The 20664-nt window shown below is 55.0% G+C and carries 19 protein-coding genes and 2 tRNA genes; 15 read left to right on the plus strand and 6 right to left on the minus strand.

Annotated features, from left to right (window positions below):
• The 4 genes from G437_RS0109095 (at window position 1) to G437_RS0109110 (ending at window position 4682) form a co-directional block, all read left to right on the plus strand.
• On the plus strand, window positions 1-867 hold the full coding sequence (locus G437_RS0109095) for an HAD-IIA family hydrolase (protein WP_024332248.1): 867 nt from the start codon (window positions 1-3) through the stop codon (window positions 865-867).
• 26 nt (window positions 868-893) lie between these two features.
• Window positions 894-2456, plus strand: a complete 1563-nt coding sequence (locus tag G437_RS0109100) for an FGGY-family carbohydrate kinase (protein WP_024332249.1) — start codon at window positions 894-896, stop codon at window positions 2454-2456.
• 9 nt (window positions 2457-2465) lie between these two features.
• Window positions 2466-3833: a sn-glycerol-1-phosphate dehydrogenase gene (locus G437_RS0109105; protein ID WP_024332250.1), complete on the plus strand. Its 1368-nt coding sequence runs from the start codon at window positions 2466-2468 to the stop codon at window positions 3831-3833.
• Window positions 3834-3923: 90 nt separating this feature from the next.
• The gene (locus G437_RS0109110) at window positions 3924-4682 is read left to right on the plus strand and encodes a sulfite exporter TauE/SafE family protein (protein ID WP_024332251.1); all 759 of its coding nucleotides are present in this window, start codon (window positions 3924-3926) and stop codon (window positions 4680-4682) included.
• Here the strand turns inward: G437_RS0109110 and G437_RS0109115 are convergent.
• Window positions 4679-5821, minus strand: coding sequence for a glycosyltransferase family 4 protein (locus tag G437_RS0109115; RefSeq protein ID WP_024332252.1), 1143 nt, complete (start codon window positions 5819-5821; stop codon window positions 4679-4681). The two genes, G437_RS0109110 and G437_RS0109115, sit on opposite strands and share 4 nt — an antisense overlap.
• Window positions 5822-5859: 38 nt before the next feature.
• On the minus strand, window positions 5860-6621 hold the full coding sequence (locus G437_RS0109120) for an IclR family transcriptional regulator (RefSeq protein WP_024332253.1): 762 nt from the start codon (window positions 6619-6621) through the stop codon (window positions 5860-5862).
• 93 nt (window positions 6622-6714) lie between these two features.
• Here G437_RS0109120 and leuC point away from each other — a divergent pair, with 93 nt between their 5' ends.
• Genes leuC through G437_RS0109145 form a run of 5 tightly spaced genes read left to right on the plus strand, consistent with a single transcriptional unit; the run spans window position 6715 to window position 11798 of the window.
• Entirely contained in the window at window positions 6715-8115 is a 1401-nt protein-coding gene (gene leuC / locus G437_RS0109125; protein WP_024332254.1) for a 3-isopropylmalate dehydratase large subunit, read from the plus strand.
• 12 nt (window positions 8116-8127) lie between these two features.
• Entirely contained in the window at window positions 8128-8769 is a 642-nt protein-coding gene (gene leuD, locus G437_RS0109130) for a 3-isopropylmalate dehydratase small subunit (RefSeq protein ID WP_024332255.1), read from the plus strand.
• A 37-nt stretch (window positions 8770-8806) separates the two neighbouring features.
• Entirely contained in the window at window positions 8807-10126 is a 1320-nt protein-coding gene (murA, locus tag G437_RS0109135) for a UDP-N-acetylglucosamine 1-carboxyvinyltransferase (protein WP_024332256.1), read from the plus strand.
• Window positions 10123-11031, plus strand: coding sequence for a diacylglycerol/lipid kinase family protein (locus tag G437_RS0109140; RefSeq protein WP_024332257.1), 909 nt, complete (start codon window positions 10123-10125; stop codon window positions 11029-11031). The genes murA and G437_RS0109140 overlap by 4 nt, the downstream gene beginning before the upstream one ends.
• Before the next feature lie 5 nt (window positions 11032-11036).
• Entirely contained in the window at window positions 11037-11798 is a 762-nt protein-coding gene (locus G437_RS0109145; protein ID WP_024332258.1) for a lysophospholipid acyltransferase family protein, read from the plus strand.
• A 153-nt stretch (window positions 11799-11951) separates the two neighbouring features.
• Here the strand turns inward: G437_RS0109145 and G437_RS0109150 are convergent, their stop codons facing one another.
• On the minus strand, window positions 11952-12371 hold the full coding sequence (locus G437_RS0109150) for a hypothetical protein (protein WP_024332259.1): 420 nt from the start codon (window positions 12369-12371) through the stop codon (window positions 11952-11954).
• A gap of 47 nt (window positions 12372-12418) precedes the next feature.
• Between G437_RS0109150 and G437_RS0109155 the strand changes: the two genes are divergently transcribed.
• The 3 genes from G437_RS0109155 (at window position 12419) to G437_RS0109165 (ending at window position 15497) form a co-directional block, all read left to right on the plus strand.
• Entirely contained in the window at window positions 12419-13390 is a 972-nt protein-coding gene (locus G437_RS0109155; protein WP_024332260.1) for an NAD(P)H-dependent glycerol-3-phosphate dehydrogenase, read from the plus strand.
• A 63-nt stretch (window positions 13391-13453) separates the two neighbouring features.
• A complete protein-coding gene (locus tag G437_RS0109160) occupies window positions 13454-14566 on the plus strand; it encodes a D-alanine--D-alanine ligase family protein (protein WP_024332261.1) in 1113 nt (370 codons plus the stop codon).
• 16 nt (window positions 14567-14582) lie between these two features.
• Window positions 14583-15497, plus strand: coding sequence for an ATP-grasp domain-containing protein (locus tag G437_RS0109165; protein WP_024332262.1), 915 nt, complete (start codon window positions 14583-14585; stop codon window positions 15495-15497).
• Window positions 15498-15621: 124 nt separating this feature from the next.
• Here the strand turns inward: G437_RS0109165 and G437_RS0109170 are convergent, their stop codons facing one another.
• From G437_RS0109170 to orn, 3 genes are all read right to left on the minus strand, one after another.
• Window positions 15622-16872 carry an Nramp family divalent metal transporter gene (locus G437_RS0109170; RefSeq protein ID WP_024332263.1) on the minus strand — a complete coding sequence of 417 codons (1251 nt, stop codon included), beginning with the start codon at window positions 16870-16872 and terminating at the stop codon, window positions 15622-15624.
• Between the two features lie 161 nt (window positions 16873-17033).
• Window positions 17034-17109: transfer RNA gene (locus tag G437_RS0109175), tRNA-His, on the minus strand.
• A gap of 90 nt (window positions 17110-17199) precedes the next feature.
• Window positions 17200-17859: an oligoribonuclease gene (gene orn, locus G437_RS0109180; protein ID WP_024332264.1), complete on the minus strand. Its 660-nt coding sequence runs from the start codon at window positions 17857-17859 to the stop codon at window positions 17200-17202.
• 155 nt (window positions 17860-18014) lie between these two features.
• Between orn and G437_RS0109185 the strand changes: the two genes are divergently transcribed.
• From G437_RS0109185 to ettA, 3 genes are all read left to right on the plus strand, one after another.
• Window positions 18015-18090 (plus strand) — tRNA-Arg (locus tag G437_RS0109185).
• Between the two features lie 186 nt (window positions 18091-18276).
• Window positions 18277-18864 (plus strand): single-stranded DNA-binding protein, encoded by a 588-nt coding sequence (locus G437_RS11005; protein WP_024332265.1) that lies wholly within the window; start codon window positions 18277-18279, stop codon window positions 18862-18864.
• Window positions 18865-18933: 69 nt separating this feature from the next.
• Window positions 18934-20616 (plus strand): energy-dependent translational throttle protein EttA, encoded by a 1683-nt coding sequence (gene ettA / locus G437_RS0109195; protein ID WP_024332266.1) that lies wholly within the window; start codon window positions 18934-18936, stop codon window positions 20614-20616.
• Window positions 20617-20664: the final 48 nt, after the last annotated feature.

Below are 20664 nucleotides of genomic sequence, written 5' to 3' on the forward strand. Positions count from 1 at the left end.
ATGAGCGAGCAAACTGGAGCTCCACTATCTTTCCCTACGGAGTTCTACGACGCCTACATTTTTGACATGGATGGCACCATCTACCTGGGGGATGAACTGTTACCGGGGGTAGCGCGCATGATCAACGAACTGCGCGACAGGAACATTCCGGTTCGCTTTTTGTCGAACAATCCCACTAAAGACCCTCAGCAATACGTGCAAAAGCTGACCAAGCTGGGATTGCCAACCGATATTTCCGATATCGCGAACACCGTAGTAACTATGACCAAATGGCTTAGCGAAAACCACCCGCAGGCTGTCGTATACCCGATTGCCGAAGAGCCACTGGTGCGCTCCCTAAGCGAAGCCGGCATAAGAATTAGCGAGGACCCGGCCGAAATTGATTTCGTCATTGCTTCTTACGATCGCACGTTCGAATACAAAAAATTGCAAATAGCCTTCGACGCTATCTGGTACCACAAACGTGCCAAACTAATAGCCACAAATCCGGATCGCTACTGTCCCTTCCCAGGAGGGCGGGGCGAACCGGACTGTGCTGCGATAATCGCTGCAATTGAGGCCTGCACCCAAACCAAATGCGAAATGGTCATAGGCAAGCCCAATCCCCAAATGCTCGTAGAAGCCATAGCCGGCCTCGACGTAGACCCAGAGCACTGCATAATGGTTGGCGATCGGCTAGGAACCGACATACAAATGGCGGTGCGCACAGGGATGGTCTCGGCCATGCCGCTGACAGGAGACTCCACCTGGCGTCAGGCCGTCGCCCTCGACAAGAAAGACCAACCTACATTTCTTCTCGATCGGGCAGACCGCCTCATCCCGCAAACCGTCTGGGACGAACGTGGCTGGAACGAAAATAACTGGTAAGTGAAATAACTAAGGAAGGTAACAACGTGGTTGCTCCAGGTTATGAAGGCCCATACCTACTGGGCATAGATTTCGGTACTGAATCCTGCCGTGCAGCAATATTCGACCTGAGGGGAAACCCAATAGGATTTGCCGGAACCCCGTACAAAACCAATTTTCCGGCCCCGGGCAGAGCAGAACAATCGCCCACAGACTGGTGGGAAGCACTCCAGGCCTCGGTACACAGGGTATTCGACAAAACCGGTATCCCCGCGCGCCACGTAGCCGGTATCTCCTACGACGCCACCACAATGACCGTGGTAGCGATGGACCGCGACGGCAACGCTCTTCGCGACGCCATAATGTGGATGGATGTGCGCGCCACCAGGCAGGCCGAACGGGCAAACAAGATAGACCACTGGGCCAAACTCTACAACGGTGGCGGCACAATGCCGGCGACTGCCGAATGGTACCCCTTCAAAGCTGCCTGGCTAAAAGAAAATGAACCCGAAATCTACAAAAAGGCCTACAGGTTGGTAGACGCGCCCGATTGGCTTACCTACAGGCTTACGGGGGAGTGGACCGTAAACCAAAACACAGCCTCCATTCGCGCCTACTACAACTCCGACAAAGGCGGCTGGCCCGTCGACTTTTACGAACAACTCGGGGTGGGGGATGTCTTTGAGAAACTTCCGCAGCAGGTAAGCGCCCTCGGCGACCCAATCGGAGGACTATCCGTGAAGGCAGCATCCGACCTAGGACTAACCCCAGGAATACCCGTAATTCAAGGTGGCGGAGACGCCTGGCACGGACAGATAGGTCTTGGTGCTGTCCAACCGGGCTCTCTTGCGATAATCACCGGTTCGTCGCAGGTGATGACTGGCCAAAGCGCGGAGCCAATTTACGGCAAGGGATTCATGGGAGCCTACACCGACGCAGTAATTTCAGGCCAATATACCGTAGAGGGCTCCTCGGTATCCTCCGGCTCAGTGTTGAAGTGGTTTAAAGACGGATTCGCCCGCGACGTTGTGGCAGCAACCGAGCGCGTAGGGCTCAACGCCTACGAAGTGCTCGACAAGGCCTGCGCAAACATACCTCCAGGCTCAGACGGGGTAATAGTAAACGAATACTTCCAAGGTAACCGCACCCCCTACACCGACTCACGCGCTCGCGGAATGATCTGGGGGCTCTCGCTTTCACACACGCCCGAACACCTCTACCATGCCATACTGGAATCGGTGGCTTACGACACCGCGCACAATTTGAAGGTAATGCAAGAGGGTGGCTTCACTCCCGAGAAACTTGTCTACTGCGGTGGAGCAACTAAATCCAAAGTGTGGATGCAGATGTACGCGGACGTGACTGGCATACCGGCAACCCTTACCCAGGTTGGGGACGCAGTAGTTTTAGGTTCGTGCATGCTAGCCGCTGTGGGTGCCGGCCTCTACCAATCGCTGCCCGACGCGGCAAGGAACATGGTTCATGAGGCCGACGTCATAGAACCAGATCAAGAAAAGCATGAGGAATACCAATTTTTCTTGCGCCAATACATGGACGCTTGGCCACAAATGGCAGAACTAACCCACAAGAGCGTCGACCACATTTCCTAAGGAGACAAGTTGTCAAAACTGATTGACACCGCCCTCGAGACGGCAACACAAACAAAAGCCATCGCCTTCGGCAATGACGTAAATAAGAAAACCGGGGAGCTGTTCGCGCAGAATTTTCCGGGTAAGAAAGTCTTTGTAGTAGCAGACCAGAACACCTTCGGTGCCTGTGGCAAGCAGGTGGTGGACTCGCTGCGGGAAGCTCACGTGGAATTTGCAGCCGAACCCTACATTTTTCCGGGTAAACCCACCCTTTACGCAGGTTATGAGAATGTGGAAAAGCTGCGCGAGGTGATCCGCCCTCTAGGGGACGAGACTGTAGTGTGCTCGATTGCGTCGGGAACCCTAAACGATCTGGCAAAGCTTGCGTCGGGGGAGCTAGGGCGCAAATATATGAACGTATGTACCGCTCCATCTGTCGACGGATATGCTGCTTTTGGAGCCTCTATCGCCAAAGACGGGTTTAAATCTACCCATTCATGCCCGGCCCCAGCAGCACTAGTAGCGGACCTGCAGACCATGGCCGGCGCACCAGCTAGGCTAATTTCCACCGGATACGGGGATCTGATCGAGAAGATTCCGGCCGGTGCCGACTGGATTTTGGCCGACGCGCTGGGAATTGAACCAATCGACGAATACGTATGGTCGCTGGCACAATCAACTCTGCGCGATGCCCTTGCCGATCCTGCTGCGGTGGCAAATGGACAAGTAGACGCAGTTGCCAAACTGGCTGAAGCGAACATTATTTCGGGCCTAGCAATGCAAGCCGCGCAGTCTTCCCGTCCTGCCTCCGGAGCGGGACACCAGTTTTCGCATGTGTGGGAAATGGAAGGGCACGGCACGGACTGGGATCCCCCACTCTCACACGGCATGAAAGTGGGGATTGGCACGGTAGCATCGTGCGCAATCTGGCAGGAGCTACTCAACCTCGACATTGACAGCATCGACATTGATCAGGTGGTTGCACAGGCGCCCACCAAAGAACAAGTCGAGGCCAAGGTTCGCTCTATGCACACCGACCGAATCGTTGAGGATGCCGTGAAGCACACCCTAAACAAGCATCTAGAGGGCGAAGCACTTCGGAACCGGTTAGAAAAGATAAAGCAGGTGTGGCCACAGGTCTGCGCAAAGGCTAAAGAACAGCTCTACGCGCCACAAAAGGTGTGGGACATGCTCAAGGAGGCCGGGGCTCCTTATCATCCGGAAATGATCGGAATTGATTGGGAACGGTTCCGCCAAACCCACTACAAGGCACAAAACATTCGCCCTCGCTACACGGTTCTAGACGTAGTAGCCGACTTGGGAAAGACCGACGAAATAGTTGAAAAACTATTTAGTGCGGATGGGTTCTGGGGCCAGCATAGGCATCCACAGGCCTAGGGGCTGAGCCGCTGTCCCTAGCGGTGCCACTTGGGCGAGGGCGAGCTGGCAGCGATATGATCGAGCCGACTTCAAAGAAGGAGGTAAGCTGTGCTCGCCCTACCCATTGGATTACTTGTAGGGGTAGTGGTGGGGGCACTCGGTGCCGGTGGGGGAATACTGTCGGTGCCCGTACTCGTATATCTGCTTGGGCAGGATCCGCACGCTGCCACAGCAGAATCACTGGTAATCGTAGGCGTAACTGCGCTGGTTTCACTGGTTTTTCGAGCGCGCAAAGGACAGGTCGACTTTCGCGGGGGAAGCATATTTGGGGCCTGCTCTGTGTTGGGAGCGTTTGCCGGTGCCTACCTGAATGCGCTGGTAGATCCCGCTGTGCTTATGATCTCCTTTGGCCTTCTACTAGCTATAGTTTCGGCCGTCATGTATCGCCGGGGGATCAATGAGCGCAGGGGAAAAGAAACAGGGCTCTCGGATCCTCGTCATCCCACGGCAACAATGATCTTACTTGGATCCGCTGTAGGAGTGCTTACCGGCTTCTTTGGCGTCGGGGGAGGATTCGCTATAGTCCCAGCGCTGGTGCTGGTACTTAGTTACCCAATGCGCAAGGCGTCTGGAACCTCGCTGCTGGTTATGCTAATTGCCTCCTTAGCGGGGGTAATTCCCAGACTTGCGGCAGGGACAAACTTCGACTGGCAGGTGGTGGCGTTATTCACTATCGGCTCGGCTGCTGGCGGGGTAATTGGAGGGCCGCTATCGCAAAGGTTCCGCTCTTCGAGCCTAACCATCGCTTTCGGCACCTTGTTACTTCTGGTCGCCGGAGCAACCCTGGTTGAGGAAATCTGGTTCTAGAATCTGCCCTCTAAAGTGTCCTGCAAACGCTGCACTAGGTGTGGCCACTGCCACTTAGTCGCGTACTCGCGGCCAGCCCACCCCATCTTTCGACGCAGATCGCCGTTTTCAAGTAGCTGGCAGACCCGCTTGGCTAGACCAACAAAATCAGCCCCTGGCACCACAAAACCAGTTTCGCCCTCGCGCACTGTCTCGGGGGCTCCACCGCTGTCACCTGCTATTACTGGGACGGCTGCGGCTCCGGCCTCCAAATACACGATGCCTAACCCTTCTACGTCGAGTCCGCCCCAACGTGTGCGAGCTGGCATAGCAAAAATGTCTGCCATCGCATGGTGCCCGGCCAGTTCATCTGCCGGTATTGCCCCTGTAAAGACAATATTCTTAGCTGCCGGAGAAACGGCTGCCATTTTCTTCAAGTGTACGAGATAGCTACCTGAGCCGGTGATAACTGCTTTGGCGTTTGGGTGGCGGCGGCAGATTCCCTCCATGGCTCGAATCAGCATGTCTTGGCCCTTGCGCGGCACAAGACGAGAAAGACACAAAATAACCGGCGCATCGCCAAGCCCATAGCGCTGGCGCAACTTAGAACGCATGGCGGGATTCGGGCGGAACTCCTCAGTATCTATACCGCCGGGTAGGTGAATTGCCGGTGTATGGCCTAGAGCCGGGCGAAGCCTCTGGAGCGTGTAGTCAGAAATATAAGTAACGGCATCGACCTCGGAAAAAATTCTGCGCACCAGATTTGCTGCTCCGGGAATTTTGAGCCAGCCAATTTCGTGGCCGTGAGTGGTAGCAATAATATTTTTCGCTCCTGCAGCGCGCGCCTGACGTGCAAGCAAACCAAGGGGCGCTGCCGCCCCAAACCAGACAGTTTCTATGCCTTCCCTGCGAATTATTTGCGCCATTTTTCTTCCTGCCGCAGGAGTAGGCAACAGCATAGTCGTGCGGGCACGGTAAGTCTTCCAGGGAGCGTGAGCATCATATGCAGCACACTCGCCCCCCTTGTCCCCGGTTTTGTAAGTCGACGCGTAAACCACAAGGTCCTGCGCCGGAAGCCGGCAGGCATAGTTTTCCAGAAAAGTTTGTATGCCCCCAAGACGCGGAGGAAAGTCGTTAGTTACAAGTAGGGTGCGACGCATATTGCTACCTTACCTACTGCAACCTTTGCCCGCCCCCGCTAGCGAGTTGCCTCGCGCATGTGTTGGGCGTGCAATTCTTCGGCCCGCCGCAGAAATTCCGAAAGGCGATTGCCAGCGGCTACGAGGGCGGGCCCGTGCATGCGTCCCGGTTGGCGTCCCATCCGCTCGATAGGTCCAGAGATAGAAACCGCAGCTATAACCCTTCCAGATGGTCCTCGCACCGGGGCAGAAACGGAAGCCACCCCGGCTTCCCTCTCGCCAACCGATTGGGCCCAACCGCGCCTGCGCACCTGGCTTAATTGGGTGGCAGTGAACGAGGCGCCATGGAGGCCGCGGTGGAGCCGGTCAGGCTCTTCCCACGCTAGTAGTATCTGAGCTGCCGAACCGGCCTTCATGGATAAAGTAGCGCCGGCGGGAATTGAATCGCGCAATCCTACCGGGCGTTCTGCCGCCGCGACGCAGATACGCTGGTCGCCCTGGCGGCGGTACAACTGAGCGGATTCTTTGGTGTGGTCGCGCAATGCGTTCAATATCGGCGCTGCCGAGGCCAATAGGCGATCTTCGCCAGCTGCCGAGGAGAGTTCTCCGAGGCGCGGCCCCAAAATGAATCGACCTTGGATATCGCGAGCGACGAAACGATGATATTCGAGTGCTACTGCAAGCCTGTGCGCTGTGGGGCGAGCTAAATGTGTAGCTGACACTAGTTGGGCCAGGGTTGCAGGGCCTGATTCGAGGGCGCTGAGCACCAGGGCCGCCTTGTCTAAGACGCCGACGCCACTGGTCTTTTTTCCTTTGTCCATAGGTTGATATTGCCATCTCAACGAGCAAGATCGCAAGTATTGTGGGCAACAATCCCCAGACGAGCTACCGAATCAGGCGAAGGAGTGAAGCAAATGGGAAAGACTCTAGCTGAAAAAGTTTGGCAAGATCACGTAGTTCACCACGGCGAAAATGGTGCACCGGACCTGCTGTACATAGACCTGCATCTTTGCCATGAAGTGACTTCCCCGCAGGCATTCGACGGGCTTCGAGAGGCGGGCCGCAAGGTGCGACGCCCGGACCTGACTATCGCGACCGAAGATCACAACACTCCAACCGTGGACATTGACTTGCCAATCGCGGATTCGACCTCGGCAACCCAAATCCAGACTCTTCGCGACAACGCTAAAGAATTTGGGATCAGGCTGCATTCTCTAGGCGATGCCGACCAGGGCATCGTGCACGTAGTGGGTCCGCAACTTGGGCTGACCCAACCAGGAATGACCGTAGTCTGTGGGGATTCGCACACCTCAACGCATGGAGCATTTGGGGCGCTTGCCTTTGGCATAGGTACCTCGCAAGTCGAACACGTGCTCGCCACCCAAACGCTGCCGATGGCTCCATTCAAAACCATGGCAGTGACAATAAACGGGCAGTTGCGGCCCGAGACAACTGCCAAAGACGTTATTTTAGCCGTGATAGCCAAGATAGGCACGGGTGGTGGAGCCGGCTACGTAATTGAATATCGCGGCAGTGCGATCGAGGCGCTCTCTATGGAGGGGCGGATGACAATCTGCAACATGTCGATTGAAGCGGGTGCGCGAGCCGGCATGATAGCCCCAGACCAAACTACCTTTGACTACTTGCGGGATCGCCCTCATGCCCCGAAAGGTAGCCAATGGGATCGTGCTGTGGCGTACTGGCAAAGTCTGCACACCGACGCCGATGCTGAATTTGACGCCGAGGTCGAATTGGACGCAGACGCGCTGGAACCGTACGTAACCTGGGGGACGAATCCGGGTCAAGGGGTGCCTCTGAACGGGCGGGTTCCAGACCCAGAACAATTCCCTCGCGAGACCGAACGCGCTTCTGCTCGCCGCGCCATCCAATATATGGGGCTGACGCCGGGAACCAAGCTCAAGAACATAAAGATTGACACCGTATTTTTAGGCTCTTGCACTAACGGTCGCATAGAGGATTTGCGGGAGGCCGCCTCGATAATTCGAGGTAAACGCAAAGCTAAAGGCCTGAGAATGCTGGTTGTGCCCGGTTCGGCGAGGGTACGACTGCAGGCGGAAGCCGAGGGGCTAGACAAAATATTTCGGGATTTTGGGGCAGAATGGCGCAACGCCGGCTGTTCGATGTGCCTGGGCATGAATCCAGACAAACTAGCCCCAGGGGAGCGTTCGGCTTCCACGTCCAACAGAAACTTTGAAGGTAGGCAGGGCAAGGGAGGAAGAACCCACCTTGTGTCGCCGCTGGTCGCTGCCGCAACTGCGATCAGGGGCACACTTTCTTCTCCCGCTGATTTGTAAGGAGGGAAGGAAATGGAAAAACTTGTTTCTCACACCGGGGTTGCGGTGCCCCTGAGGCGTTCCAACGTAGATACCGACCAGATAATTCCCGCGGTATTTCTGAAGCGAGTTACCAAAACCGGATTTGCGGATGGGCTTTTTGCTTCCTGGCGTAATAGGCCGGATTTTGTGCTTAACGATCCGGCTTACGCCCAGGGGACGATACTTGTAGCAGGGCCCGATTTTGGTACTGGATCTTCCCGAGAGCATGCGGTGTGGGCGCTCAAAGACTATGGGTTTAAAGTGGTCTTATCTACCAAATTCGCGGATATCTTTCGGGGCAACGCTGGCAAGCAGGGGCTCGTTGCCGGAGTGATTTCTCCCTCGGACTTGGAAAAGCTGTGGGGGTTGCTAGAAGAGACTCCAGGCAGTGTGCTGACCATAGACCTACCTTCCAAGACAGTTACTTCTGGCTCGTTCAGCTGCGGTTTTGAGCTGGACGATTACACCTGTTGGCGAATTATGGAGGGAATGGATGATATTTCCTTGACTATGCAACGGGTAGCGGAGATTGACGCATTTGAAAAGAAACGTCCCACGTTCAAACCAGTGACATTGCCCGCGCTTCATTTGCCAGCAGCGAAGGTTGAACCCGCGCGGCCGAACATACACTAGACTCGTATAGTCCTTGCCGCGCTTAAATGGAGGAAATATGGGCGGAATTTTACGGGTCAACGGCGGAAAACCCCTAAAGGGGCGCATCCGTGTGCGTGGCGCCAAGAACTTTGTTCCCAAAGCAATGGTTGCGGCACTGCTGGGTGACGCGCCATCAGTGTTGCGTTCAGTTCCTCTTATTCGCGATGTTGACGTTGTTAGCGGATTGTTGCAACTGCACGGGGTGAAAATCGACTACGACCAGTCGGGTGGAGTCTTGAAAATGGACCCCACTAACGTGGATGCGGCCCATGTTGCTGACATCGATGCGCACGCTGGTTCCTCGCGGATCCCAATCTTGTTTTGCGGCCCGCTCTTGCACCGTCTGGGCGAGGCTTTTATCCCAGATCTTGGCGGATGCAACATTGGAGGGCGGCCAATTGACTTCCACCTGAACATTCTGCGGGGATTCGGCGCGATTGTTGACAAGATAGAAACCGGTATCCATTTGCGTGCTCCCAACGGGTTAAAAGGCACGGTAATCGATTTGCCGTACCCTTCGGTAGGTGCAACTGAACAGACGTTGCTGACCGCGGTGCGCGCCGAGGGTATTACGGAGTTGCGCGGGGCGGCGGTGGAGCCCGAAATTATTGACTTGATAAACGTCTTACAGAAAATGGGCGCAATCATTTCGGTGGACACCGACAGGGCAATTCGCATCGAGGGGGTGTCGCGTCTTACTGGCTACAGCCACACGTCGTTGCCTGACCGCATCGAGAGTGCCTCTTGGGCTTCCGCTGCGCTTGCCACAAAGGGCGATATTTTTGTTGAGGGCGCCCGCCAGGGCGACATGGCAACGTTCCTAAACGTCTTCCGAAAGGTAGGCGGGGCTTTTGAGGTGGCCGAGGACGGCATCCGGTTCTATCACCCCGGGGGTCCACTAAAGTCAATTGCGTTGGAAACTAACGTACACCCTGGCTTCATGACGGATTGGCAACAGCCGCTGGTAGTTGCGTTGACCCAGGCTGAGGGACTTTCTATTGTTCATGAGACGGTGTACGAAAATCGCTTCGGGTTCACCTCGGCATTGCGCGACATGGGAGCTACGATCCAGGTGTACAGGGAGTGTCTAGGCGGGTTGGAATGCCGCTTCGGCCAGCGCAACTTTTTCCATTCGGCGGTTATTTCGGGCCCCACGCCGTTGCATGGAACTGATATCGAAATCCCCGATCTGCGGGGCGGTTTCTCGCATCTGATTGCGGCCCTGGCAGCCGAGGGAACTTCTAACGTGCGGGGAATAAATATGATCTCGCGCGGCTACGAGCACTTTATATATAAGTTGCGTGCTCTCAATGCCGATGTGGAATTGGTGAAGTGAGCCTATCGTTTGCGGTTTTAGCTTCTTCGCGTTCTCAGCGTGGCCGCTCTGGGAGGCATTTGCGCTCGGTAGTGAAGCGCCTCGAAAAGTATGGCAACGTCATTTCGGCGCAGCAGGTTTCGTGGGCTAAAGAGCTAAGCTCAGTGGCCCGCCACGCTTGCCAGCTAAATGTAGATGTGGTTGTTGCTGTAGGTGGCGACGGGTTTGTTGGTGCCTGTGCCCCAACAGTTGCAGATTGCGGCAAAATTATGTTTGCTTTGCCTGCGGGCTCCGGAAACGATTTTGTGCGTTCACTGGGAATCCCAGTCGAGGTGGGAAAAGCACTAGCGAAATTTGGCGAATACCGCCCTCGCGAGGTCGACATGTTGGATGTGACTGACGGAGAGGGGCGGAAACGCTGTTGTCTGGGAGCGGTTTCTACCGGTATTGACGCAGCCATAAACAGGGCGGCCAATGCCTCTAGAATTCCCGGTGAGGCAGGGTACCGCGTCGCCCTCGTCAAGGCCGCGGTGAACTTCGCTCCATTGCCGTACCAAATTGAATATTGCGATCCTGCAGGCACCATGCATGTTTCGCGCGAGCGTCGCTACTTAGCTACCTGCGCCAACACCCCGTTCATCGGGGGCGGACTGAAGGTGGCAACCGGTTCTTTGAATGACGGCATCTTTGAGCTAGTTACTTTTAAAGATCCAGGCTCTTTTAGGAAGGTAATGGAGTCGGTCTCCCTGGCGAATTCTGGAAGAATAGAGCAAAGTCCGTTCTACCAGTCCAGACAGGCCCGCTGGGCCAGAGTGACCCCGCTGGCACCCATACTTTCGCATGCAGATGGGGACCCGCTTTGGTATGGCAGTGTGGAAGTTAGTGTTGCTTCAAAGCGGCTCTCCGTTCTAGCACCTGTAGAATAGGGCTTATGCGCGAATTTGGACCCTTCTACAAGTTCTGTTTCAACGTTGCAAAAACAGCGGTCAGCCTTATCACTCGCAAGGATTGGGCCGGGGAACAAAATCTGCCCAACGAGGGTTTTATTGCTGTATCCAACCATGTGACTAATTTCGACTCGCTCACGTTTATGCACTTTTTGGGTGAGAACGGGATTCCTCCACGCATGCTGGCAAAGGCTGAACTGTTTGACGTTCCTGTGCTCGGAGCAATTATGCGCAAATGCAAGCAGGTTCCCGTTTATCGTGGCTCCAAGAGGGCGGGCGATGCTTTGGCGGGTGCTGAGCGGGCACTGTTAGCCGGTGAATGCGTGGGGATCTTCCCTGAGGGCACCCTCACAGAGGATCCGGATTACTGGCCTATGAAAGGGAAAACAGGGGCTGCCCGCTTGGCGTTGCGCACTCATGCGCCCGTTATTCCTGTGGCGCAGTGGGGGGCCTTGGAAGTTTTGCCGCAATGCTCGTCTAAGTGGAAGCTTTACCCGCCTACGAAGATCACTGTGCGCGCGATGGAGCCCGTGGATCTGTCGGATTTGTACGATCGGGGCGTCGAGGACCACGCTGCCGTTCTGGAGGCGACTGATCGGATTATGCAGGCACTCACGCGCGGGGTAGCCCAGATTCGCGGCGAGGTGCCGCCTGCTGAGCCGTTCGAACCGACTAAGAAATCCAGGTCGAAACGCCCTTATAAGAAGCGCTCTATTTGGCAGCTTCTACGCAAGCCTTTCGATTAGTGGGAAACGAATATTTCTATCTTTCTTCCATCTTTTGCCGCAGTGATTGCGTAGGGGTGTTTTTTGTCCATTCCTATTGCAACGTGGGTAATTGATTCGTAAGTACCGTCGTAGTATACGGATATTCCGGTAGTGCCCTTTATCGGGCCGCGCTTAGGCCCTGCTGAGGGGTTTTTTGAAGTCTACTGAGGTTCCTGTCAGCGAGATATCTAGATAGATGTTGCCGTCAAGCGGTAGTGGGATGCCGCTGCCTTGGGCGAGTGCTTTGCGTTTCCATTTACTTCGCCAGCCTGTGCTGCCCTTTTGAGCTTGCCCGCTAAGGGCAATGATTGTTCCTCCCTGGGTTTGCGAGACTTGTATGTCGCTAACTAACAGCGAGGCGGGTAGTGCTTGTTCCACCTGCCGGTCTTCTAAAGAGGTTTGTATTTTGGTCGGTGCCGCCTCTGCAGAAATAGCCTCACTTGTGGCAGCCTTCGACGGTGAGGTTCCGCCAGTGGTAGCACTGTTATCTTGCGCCTGGGAACAACCTGTTATCAGCAGGGTGAGGGCGGCAGTTGCGCAGAGTTTCCTCACGGCAGCTCCTTCCGAGTTAGTTCTAGGTTGATGATAACGTGTGTGCCGTGGACAGTGAGGTCGAAGTTGCAGTAGTTGGTGCAGGTGCGTGGGGTCGGGTTTTTTCCTCTCTCATGCTTCAGGCAGGGGCGGAGGTTTCCGTGTGGGCTCGCCGGCGAGAATCCCTGTCGGGCTTGGCAGGAATGCACGTTTCCACGGATTTGAACGAGGTCGTTTGCGGTAAGTCGGTGGTGGTGGTTGCGTTGCCCTCTGCTGCGGTCCGCGAAGTGTGTTCGCGTTTGCCTTTGGCAAGTGGGGCCAGTGTCGTGTCCTTGTCTAAAGGGCTAGAGGCCGAAACAAACTTGTTCATGGGAGACGTTCTTGCTCAGACGCTGCATATTTCGCCCTCGCAGGTGGTTGTTGTTTCTGGTCCCAATCTTTCTGCCGAGATCGCTGAGGGACAACCTAGTGGGGCGGTAGCAGCATGTTTGGATTTGCAGCGGGCTCAGGAAGTGTCGCCGCTGTTTTCCACCCATAGTTTCCGCCCCTATCTTTCTACTGATGTTATTGGCGCTGAGGTTGGCGGGGTTGTGAAGAATGTTATTGCGGTTGCGGTGGGGGCGGCAGCAGGGATGGGCTATCAGACCAACACCAGGGCTATGCTGATCACTCGGGGCCTTGCCGAGATGGCGAGGTTGGGAAAGGCGTTGGGCGCCCAAGAAGCAACATTTTTGGGCCTTGCCGGGGTCGGAGATTTGATTGCTACCTGCTCTTCCCCAAAGTCGCGCAATTTCACTTTTGGGTTCAATATGGGCTCCGGGATGAAGCGAGAGGAAGCATTTTCTGTATCGGCCGGGGTCGTCGAGGGCGCCCGTTCAGCTAGGGCTGTACTTGAATTGGCTGGCCAGAAGGGGGTCGAGATGCCTATCACTGCGGCTGTAGCTAAGGTCGTATTCCAGGGTGGAACAGTCGAGGAAATGGGTGAATACCTAATGGGCCGTGCCCGTAAAATGGACGGGGTGGATATCAAATTCGTGTAGCGGGCAAGTGCGGTTCGGGCCAGCGGAAATCTGCGGTACCGTAAAACGGTGAACTCTTCCCAAATGAAGCCGCGCGTACTTGTAATATTTGGTGGTCGTTCTGGCGAACACTCGATTTCTTGTTCTACTGCAGCTGGCGTACTCCAAAATATCGACCGCTCAAAGTTTGATGTACTTACCGTTGGCATTACGCCCGATGGCAAGTGGGTGAATGTGCCTGACAATCCGGATTTGTACCGTTTAGAGGGCGATAGTGGAGCCACGATTGCAGGAAACGCCTCTCGCATGGATCTGGTGCCAGGGGAGGGGCGTGCTCTCGAGATAGTGCTCGACAAGGGGCAAATAGTTGAGGCAGCAGACCTGGGCGATGTAGATGTGGTGTTCCCCTTGCTGCACGGGCCTTACGGCGAGGATGGGACAATCCAGGGCATGTTAGAAATGGCGGGTTTGCGTTACGTCGGTTGTGGCGTGCTAGCTTCTGCCGCGTGCATGGATAAACCTACTACTAAGACGATTTTGACTGAGCAGGGGATACCTGCTGGGCGGTGGCAGTCGATTACTGATTACCAGTGGATTAGCGACCGCGACGGTGTTCTTTACCGCCTGGGTGCGCTGGGGATGCCAGTCTATGTGAAACCTGCTCGCGCCGGTTCTTCTCTGGGTATCACCAAGTGCACCGATGCTAAGGAATTGCCAGCGGCGATTGAGGAGGCTCGAAAGTACGATCCGCGCGTTATTGTCGAAGCGTTGAATAAGGGCATCGAGGTCGAGTGTGCTGTCTTGGGTGCCCGCAGGGGCCAGGCACCTAGGGCTTCGGTATTGGGACAGATCAAAGTAAAGTCGACTGACGGTTTTTACGATTACAAGACTAAGTATGTAGACCACGACGCTGTGGAATTGGTCATTCCGGCTCCCTTGTCTGTGGAGCAGATGACTCGAGCTCAGGAGCTGGCGGTAGCTGCTTTTGATGCTCTTGGATGTGAGGGGCTCGCCCGTGTCGATTGCTTCGCCGATATCGAAACTGGTGAGGTAACTATCAACGAGATCAATACGATGCCAGGTTTTACGCCATTTTCTATGTATCCCCAACTTTGGCAGGAGGCTGGCATAAGCTACTCTGACCTTATTACTGAATTAATCGAACTAGCGCTAGAACGCCCGTTGGGCTTGCGGTAAAAGGGGTAATTAAATAATGAGCAAACCTCGGTTGAATTTGGTTACTTGTGCCGAATTTCCGAATCTGCAAAGTGACGACGAGGGCCTGCTTGACGCTCTCTCGGATCGTGGGCTGGACCCGCATGTGGTGCGCTGGGACGATAAATCTGTCGACTGGAGTGATTCTGCTGCCCAGGTGACTCGTTCTGTGCGCGACTATCCGCACCGTCGCAAGGAATATTTGCAGTGGGCCCATTCTGTGCCAAGGTTATTGAACCACGCTGATATTCAGGAGTGGAATTCTGATAAGCATTATTTGCAGGAGTTGCAGAAGCTTGGGCTAAAGGTGGTTCCCACTACTTGGATTGAACCCGATCGGGGATTGTCTAAGCATCAGGTGCATTCTAGGTTCCCGGCTAGCGGTGACTTTGTTGTAAAGCCGGCTGTTTCCTCTGGCGGGCGCGACATGGGGCGCTACACGGCAAACACCGTTTCGCATAGGCAGAAGGCCTTGGCGCAGGCTATGGATTTGCTGGCCAGTGGCGAGACTGTAATGGTACAGCGCTACATCGACGAGGTCGACGAGCACGGCGAAATGTCTTTGGTCTATATAAACGGGCTGATGTCGCATGCGGTCAAGAAGAGGGCGATGTTGCACCCTGCCGAGACCCGTGAGGACGAGATTTACGACGAGGTTATTTTGTCGCAGGCGGGCACCGAGCGAGAGTGGCGTTGGGGCGAGGAAATCCGCAGAGCGTTGCACGCTTACGTGCGTTCGAGGATGGGACGCGACGAACAGTTCTTGTTCAACCGTATCGACATTATCGAAGACGGCAAGGGTGGCTACTACGTTATGGAGGTGTCTTTGGTGGATGCGCTGCTGTACCTGAAAGATACCGAGGGTGCTTTGGATACCTTTGCTGACGGTATCGCTGTGCGCGCATTCTGGTGATGGGCCGGTTGCGGGGGAATTTACTCCTGCAACCCGTAGTTTTGGCCTGTTTAGTGCAAAGAATTAGCTAAATGGCGTAAAAAGGTGCCTCGCCCGGCGGGCGAGGCACCTTTTTACTTGGGAGTTATTCTATTCCCATCACTGTCAGGTAGAGTAGCGCGATGTTCAGGCAGACGATCAAGGCGGTTATGACTAGGCCGATGACTTTGATAAGCCGCGAGTCCGCGTAGTCCCCCATGATCTCGCGCTTTGCGGTGTACCGCATAAGGGGGATTATCGCGAAGGGAATGCCTACGCTAAGTAGGGCCTGGCTCCACACCAGGGCTAGGGTGGGATCCATGCCGGCACCCACAATTATGAGGGCGGGGATCAACGTTACCAGGCGGCGTACTACTAGAGGCACTTTGATGTGTAGCAAACCAAGCATGATTTCAGAGCCGGCGTAAGCTCCTACGGAGGTGGAGGCTAAGCCAGATGCAAGCAGGCCAATTCCGAAGATAATGCCCATTCCGCTGCCGAGGTGCGAGACTATAGCGCCGTGTGCGCCCTCGATAGTGTCTGTTCCGTCGACTCCGAATAGGGAAGAGGCCGCGAGCAGCAGCAGACCGATATTTACTAGGCCCGCCAAAATGAGCGCCCAGGTCACATCGAATTTACTGGCGCGGAGGAGGCGCTTTAGCCCGTTCTCGTCGTCCGCGAAACGGTGGTTTACGAGTGAGGAATGTAGATATATTGCGTGGGGCATTACTGTAGCTCCGAGCATCGAGGCAGCTAGCAATACCGTTTCGGTTCCTTTCAGGCGGGGGAGCAGGCCTGAGAGAGTTCCGGTAGCTGACGGGGGGTCCAAGAAGAGTCCCGCCATAAACCCGAAGGTAATAACTAATAGCAGCCCTACCACGACGCGCTCAAAGATGTGTTGCCTTCCCTCTCCCTGTACTAGGAGCAAGAGGATGGAAACAAAACCGGTGATTATTGCGCCGGTTAGTAGAGAAACGTGAAAGAGCAAATTCAGTGCAATCGCGCCGCCAATTACTTCGGCAAGGTCGGTAGCTGCGGCCACTATTTCGGCCTGCAACCAAAAAGCTATGCGATTGCGTTTTTTCATGCGGTCGCCAAGTAGCTGCGGTAAAGATTTACCCGTTACTAGCCCTAGCTTTGCGCTCTGGTATTGCACCAGTACGGCCATCGCATTGGCCAGGACTAGCACCCAAACCAGTAGGTAGCCATATTTAGCACCGGCGGTGATATTTGCGGCTACGTTGCCTGGGTCTACGTAAGCAACTGCAGCCACAAAGGCGGGTCCTAGCAATGCGATCATGCGAGCCTTGGCGCCGGCCTGCTGAGGCGAAGTTTTTTCGAGAGTAGTTGTTGACATTATTTAGCGTACCCATGTTCGATAGTTAGACAACACGAACTTTAGTTTGGAGATTCCCTCACTGGCAAGTTTTCCCAGTTCGTGGCCAGTAGGTGAGAAGAAGGTAAGATTTGGGGAGCTAGGCTGCAAAAAAGCGGCTAATCCGAAGATTAGCCGCTTGGTGGGGTGGCTGACGGGACTCGAACCCGCGACGTCCTGGACCACAACCAGGTGCTCTACCAGCTGAACTACAGCCACCATTGTCACCAACAGGCAACGGATTAGATGTTACACAAAATTGGTGTCAATAGGCAAAAACTGGTGTAGTGTTTCCGCTCACCTTTTGTGTTAGTGGACCTCGGGCTCACCGAGTTTTTCTGTCTCTGCCTTGGTGTGTGCAATCGCGGCTTGCGCGGCCTCCTTGCACTCGTCGGTCGAGGGTCCCTCGTCGTGTGGCCATAGCACGTCGCGGTAGTAGCGCAGTTCCTGGAGCGATTCGACAATGTCGGCTAGGGCTCTGTGGCCGCCATGTTTTTCGGGGGCTTGGAAGAATGTGCGAGGGTACCACCGGCGAGCTAGTTCCTTGACGGAGGAGACGTCGATAACGCGGTAGTGAAGGTAATCGATTACTTGTGGCATTTCCTTGGCTAGGAAGGACTTGTCAGTACCAATAGAGTTGCCGGCTAAAAGTGCCTTCTTAGCCGTGGGAACAAATTTCTTTATGTATTCCAAAACGGCATGTTCAGCCGTTGCTATATCTACGGCGCCATCTAGCTCGTCGAGCAGTCCAGAGGTTGTGTGCATGTTGCGCACAAAGTCATTCATGTTTTCGAGGGCGCCCTCTTTAGGCTTGATTAAAATGTCGAACCCGGCGTCGAGCATTTTCAAGTTGGCATCTGTGATTATTACCGCTACCTCGATTAGGCAATCTTTTTGCAAATCTAGGCCGGTCATTTCGCAGTCTATCCACACCAGGGGGGTGCCCTGGACAGTTTTTTCACTACTCATACCTCTAACACTAGAACTAATTAGCCCTTGGATGCTTGTTGCGAGCAATTATTGACGTCTAAATAAGCAGTAGTAGTGTTGCAAGTAACATTCGCCTGCGTCCGTTTGACGAAAGTAGTCATTTTTACCCTCTAGACGCTAAAGTGGGGGCGTTAGCCTCCGTAGCTCAATGGATAGAGCAAGGGCCTTCTAATCCCGAGGTTGCAGGTTCGAGTCCTGTCGGGGGCGCCATCTACCTGTGGCTTAGCAATACGTTTTCCAGGAACTTTTTGGTCCGCCCAGGCCAACTTAAGGCGGCGGATGAGGTTTCCACAGGCTCCGCATTAAGATTTTTGTGGGCGGAGTGGGGATTAATAGCGGCGTGGCTTTTTTGAAACTGTCACGATGATCGCGTCAACAACAATTTAGGAGGACGTAATGACGCGACCATACGACATAACTCTGACCGGATATGTAGGGGCCGACCCCCAGGTTAGCCAAGCGGGTACCCAGGGCGACTATGCTCGGTTCCGGATTGGCTGTACCCCTTCCAAGCGAACCCCAAATGGGTGGGAGGACCTGGAGACTATTTGGTGGACAGTAAAAGCCTGGGGGAGGCTCGCACGGGCGGTGCGGGCTAACGTCAAGAAAGGCATGGGGCTGGTTGTAACCGGCCAACCCAGGGTAGAAAAATGGGCCGACGCGGCTGGTGTCGAGCGGGAGGAATTCTGTGTCTATCTGAATAGGGTGGCAATTGATCTGACCGCAGGAAACTATGTGTGGTGCAGGGCTTGCGACCAGAACAACAACCCGATTTTGCACACCGTCTCTTCTGATATTTCAGGAGGGGAGCTAGGGGGTGAAGGAGCCGAGGCGGTTGCTCCTACCTGGCAAGTGGGTGGCGCGGCAAGTGAATCTGCTGAGGTGCGCCAGGATGCGGTAAAAGCGTTGAGTGAGGCAGCCACCGAGCAGGGAGAGTATTCCCTTAGTGAGGAAAACCTATCTGATGTAGGCGCATTGGGATAGGTCGAGGGCCCAATTGCCGGTATGGTGAAGGCGTCTAGAAAAAGTCTGGAACTTTGAAACGGAGAACCGGTGGCTGAATACATTTACTCCATGGTGCGCGCACGCAAGAAGATTGGCGACAAGCTTATTCTTGACGACGTAACCATGGCCTTCCTCCCCGGGGCGAAAATCGGCATGGTCGGCCCCAATGGTGCAGGTAAATCGTCTATTTTGAAGATCATGGCTGGGATCGACGAGCCCTCTAATGGCGAGGCGCGCCTGAGTCCCGGTTACACGGTTGGGATCTTGATGCAAGAACCCGTGTTAGACGACGACGCCACTGTTCTCGAAAATGTGCAGCAGGGCGTTGGGGACATGATGTCGAAAATTGCCCGCTTCAACGAGATCAGCGCCCAAATGGCCGATCCTGACGCAGATTTTGACGCCTTGATGGACGAGATGGGTTCGCTGCAGACTCAGATTGATGCTGCCAACGCTTGGGATCTGGACTCTCAGCTTGAACAAGCAATGGATGCGTTGCGCTGCCCGCCCCCAGATACCCCAGTGAAGGTTCTCTCTGGCGGGGAGCGCCGCCGCGTTGCCCTGTGCAAGTTGCTGTTGGAAGCTCCCGATCTGTTGCTGCTCGACGAGCCCACGAACCACTTGGATGCTGAATCTGTGCTGTGGCTCGAAAAGCACCTGCAAACCTATCCGGGTGCGGTTATCGCTATTACCCACGACAGGTATTTCTTGGACCACGTTGCCGAATGGATTGCCGAGGTCGACCGGGGCCACCTCTACCCTTACGAGGGCAACTACTCTACCTACCTAGAAAAGAAGAAGGATCGCCTCGAGGTGCAGGGGCGAAAAGATGCCAAATTGGCTAAGCGGTTGAAGGACGAATTGGCGTGGGTGCGCACCAACGCCAAGGGGCGCCAAGCTAAGTCTAAGGCTCGTTTGGAACGATACGAAGAAATGGCTGCTGAGGCTGAAAAGGCCCGTAAGCTAGACTTCGAAGAGATCCAAATTCCCCCGGGGCCCCGCCTAGGTAACTTGGTCATTGAAGCTAAAGACCTGAAGAAGGGCTTTGGCGAGCGAGTGCTGATTGACGGCTTGTCTTTCTCACTTCCCCGCAATGGCATCGTCGGAATCATTGGTCCTAACGGTGTGGGCAAAACTACCTTGTTCAAGACCATCGTGGGATTGGAGCCGCTAGATGGCGGATCTTTGCGCATCGGTGAAACTGTAAAGCTTTCCTACGTCGATCAAAATCGTGCGGGCATTGATCCGAACAAAACCGTTTGGGAGGTAGTCTCGGACGGCCTCGACTACATTGAGGTTGGCAAAGTCGAGATGCCGTCGCGCGCCTATGTGTCGGCTTTTGGCTTCAAGGGTGCAGATCAGCAAAAGCCGGCGGGAGTACTTTCCGGCGGGGAACGCAACCGGTTGAACCTTGCCCTTACGCTGCGTCAGGGCGGAAACGTTCTACTCCTCGACGAGCCTACGAACGATCTGGATGTGGAAACCTTGGCCTCCTTGGAAAATGCCCTGTTAGAATTCCCAGGCTGTGCAGTGGTAATTACCCACGATCGCTGGTTCTTGGACCGGGTAGCTACCCATATTCTGGCATACGAGGGAACTGAGGAAGATCCGTCTAATTGGTATTGGTTCGAAGGCAACTTCGAAGGCTACGAGAAGAATAAGGTAGCTCGCCTAGGTGAGGAAGCGGCTCGGCCACACAGGGTCACTCACCGCAAACTTACTCGCGGCTAGATAGTTTTGAGGGCTTGGAAAATTCCAAGCCCTCAAAACTATCTGCGC

Origin of the sequence: Winkia neuii subsp. neuii DSM 8576, assembly GCF_000420405.1 — a bacterium.
Classification (GTDB): Bacteria; Actinomycetota; Actinomycetes; order Actinomycetales; family Actinomycetaceae; genus Winkia; species Winkia neuii.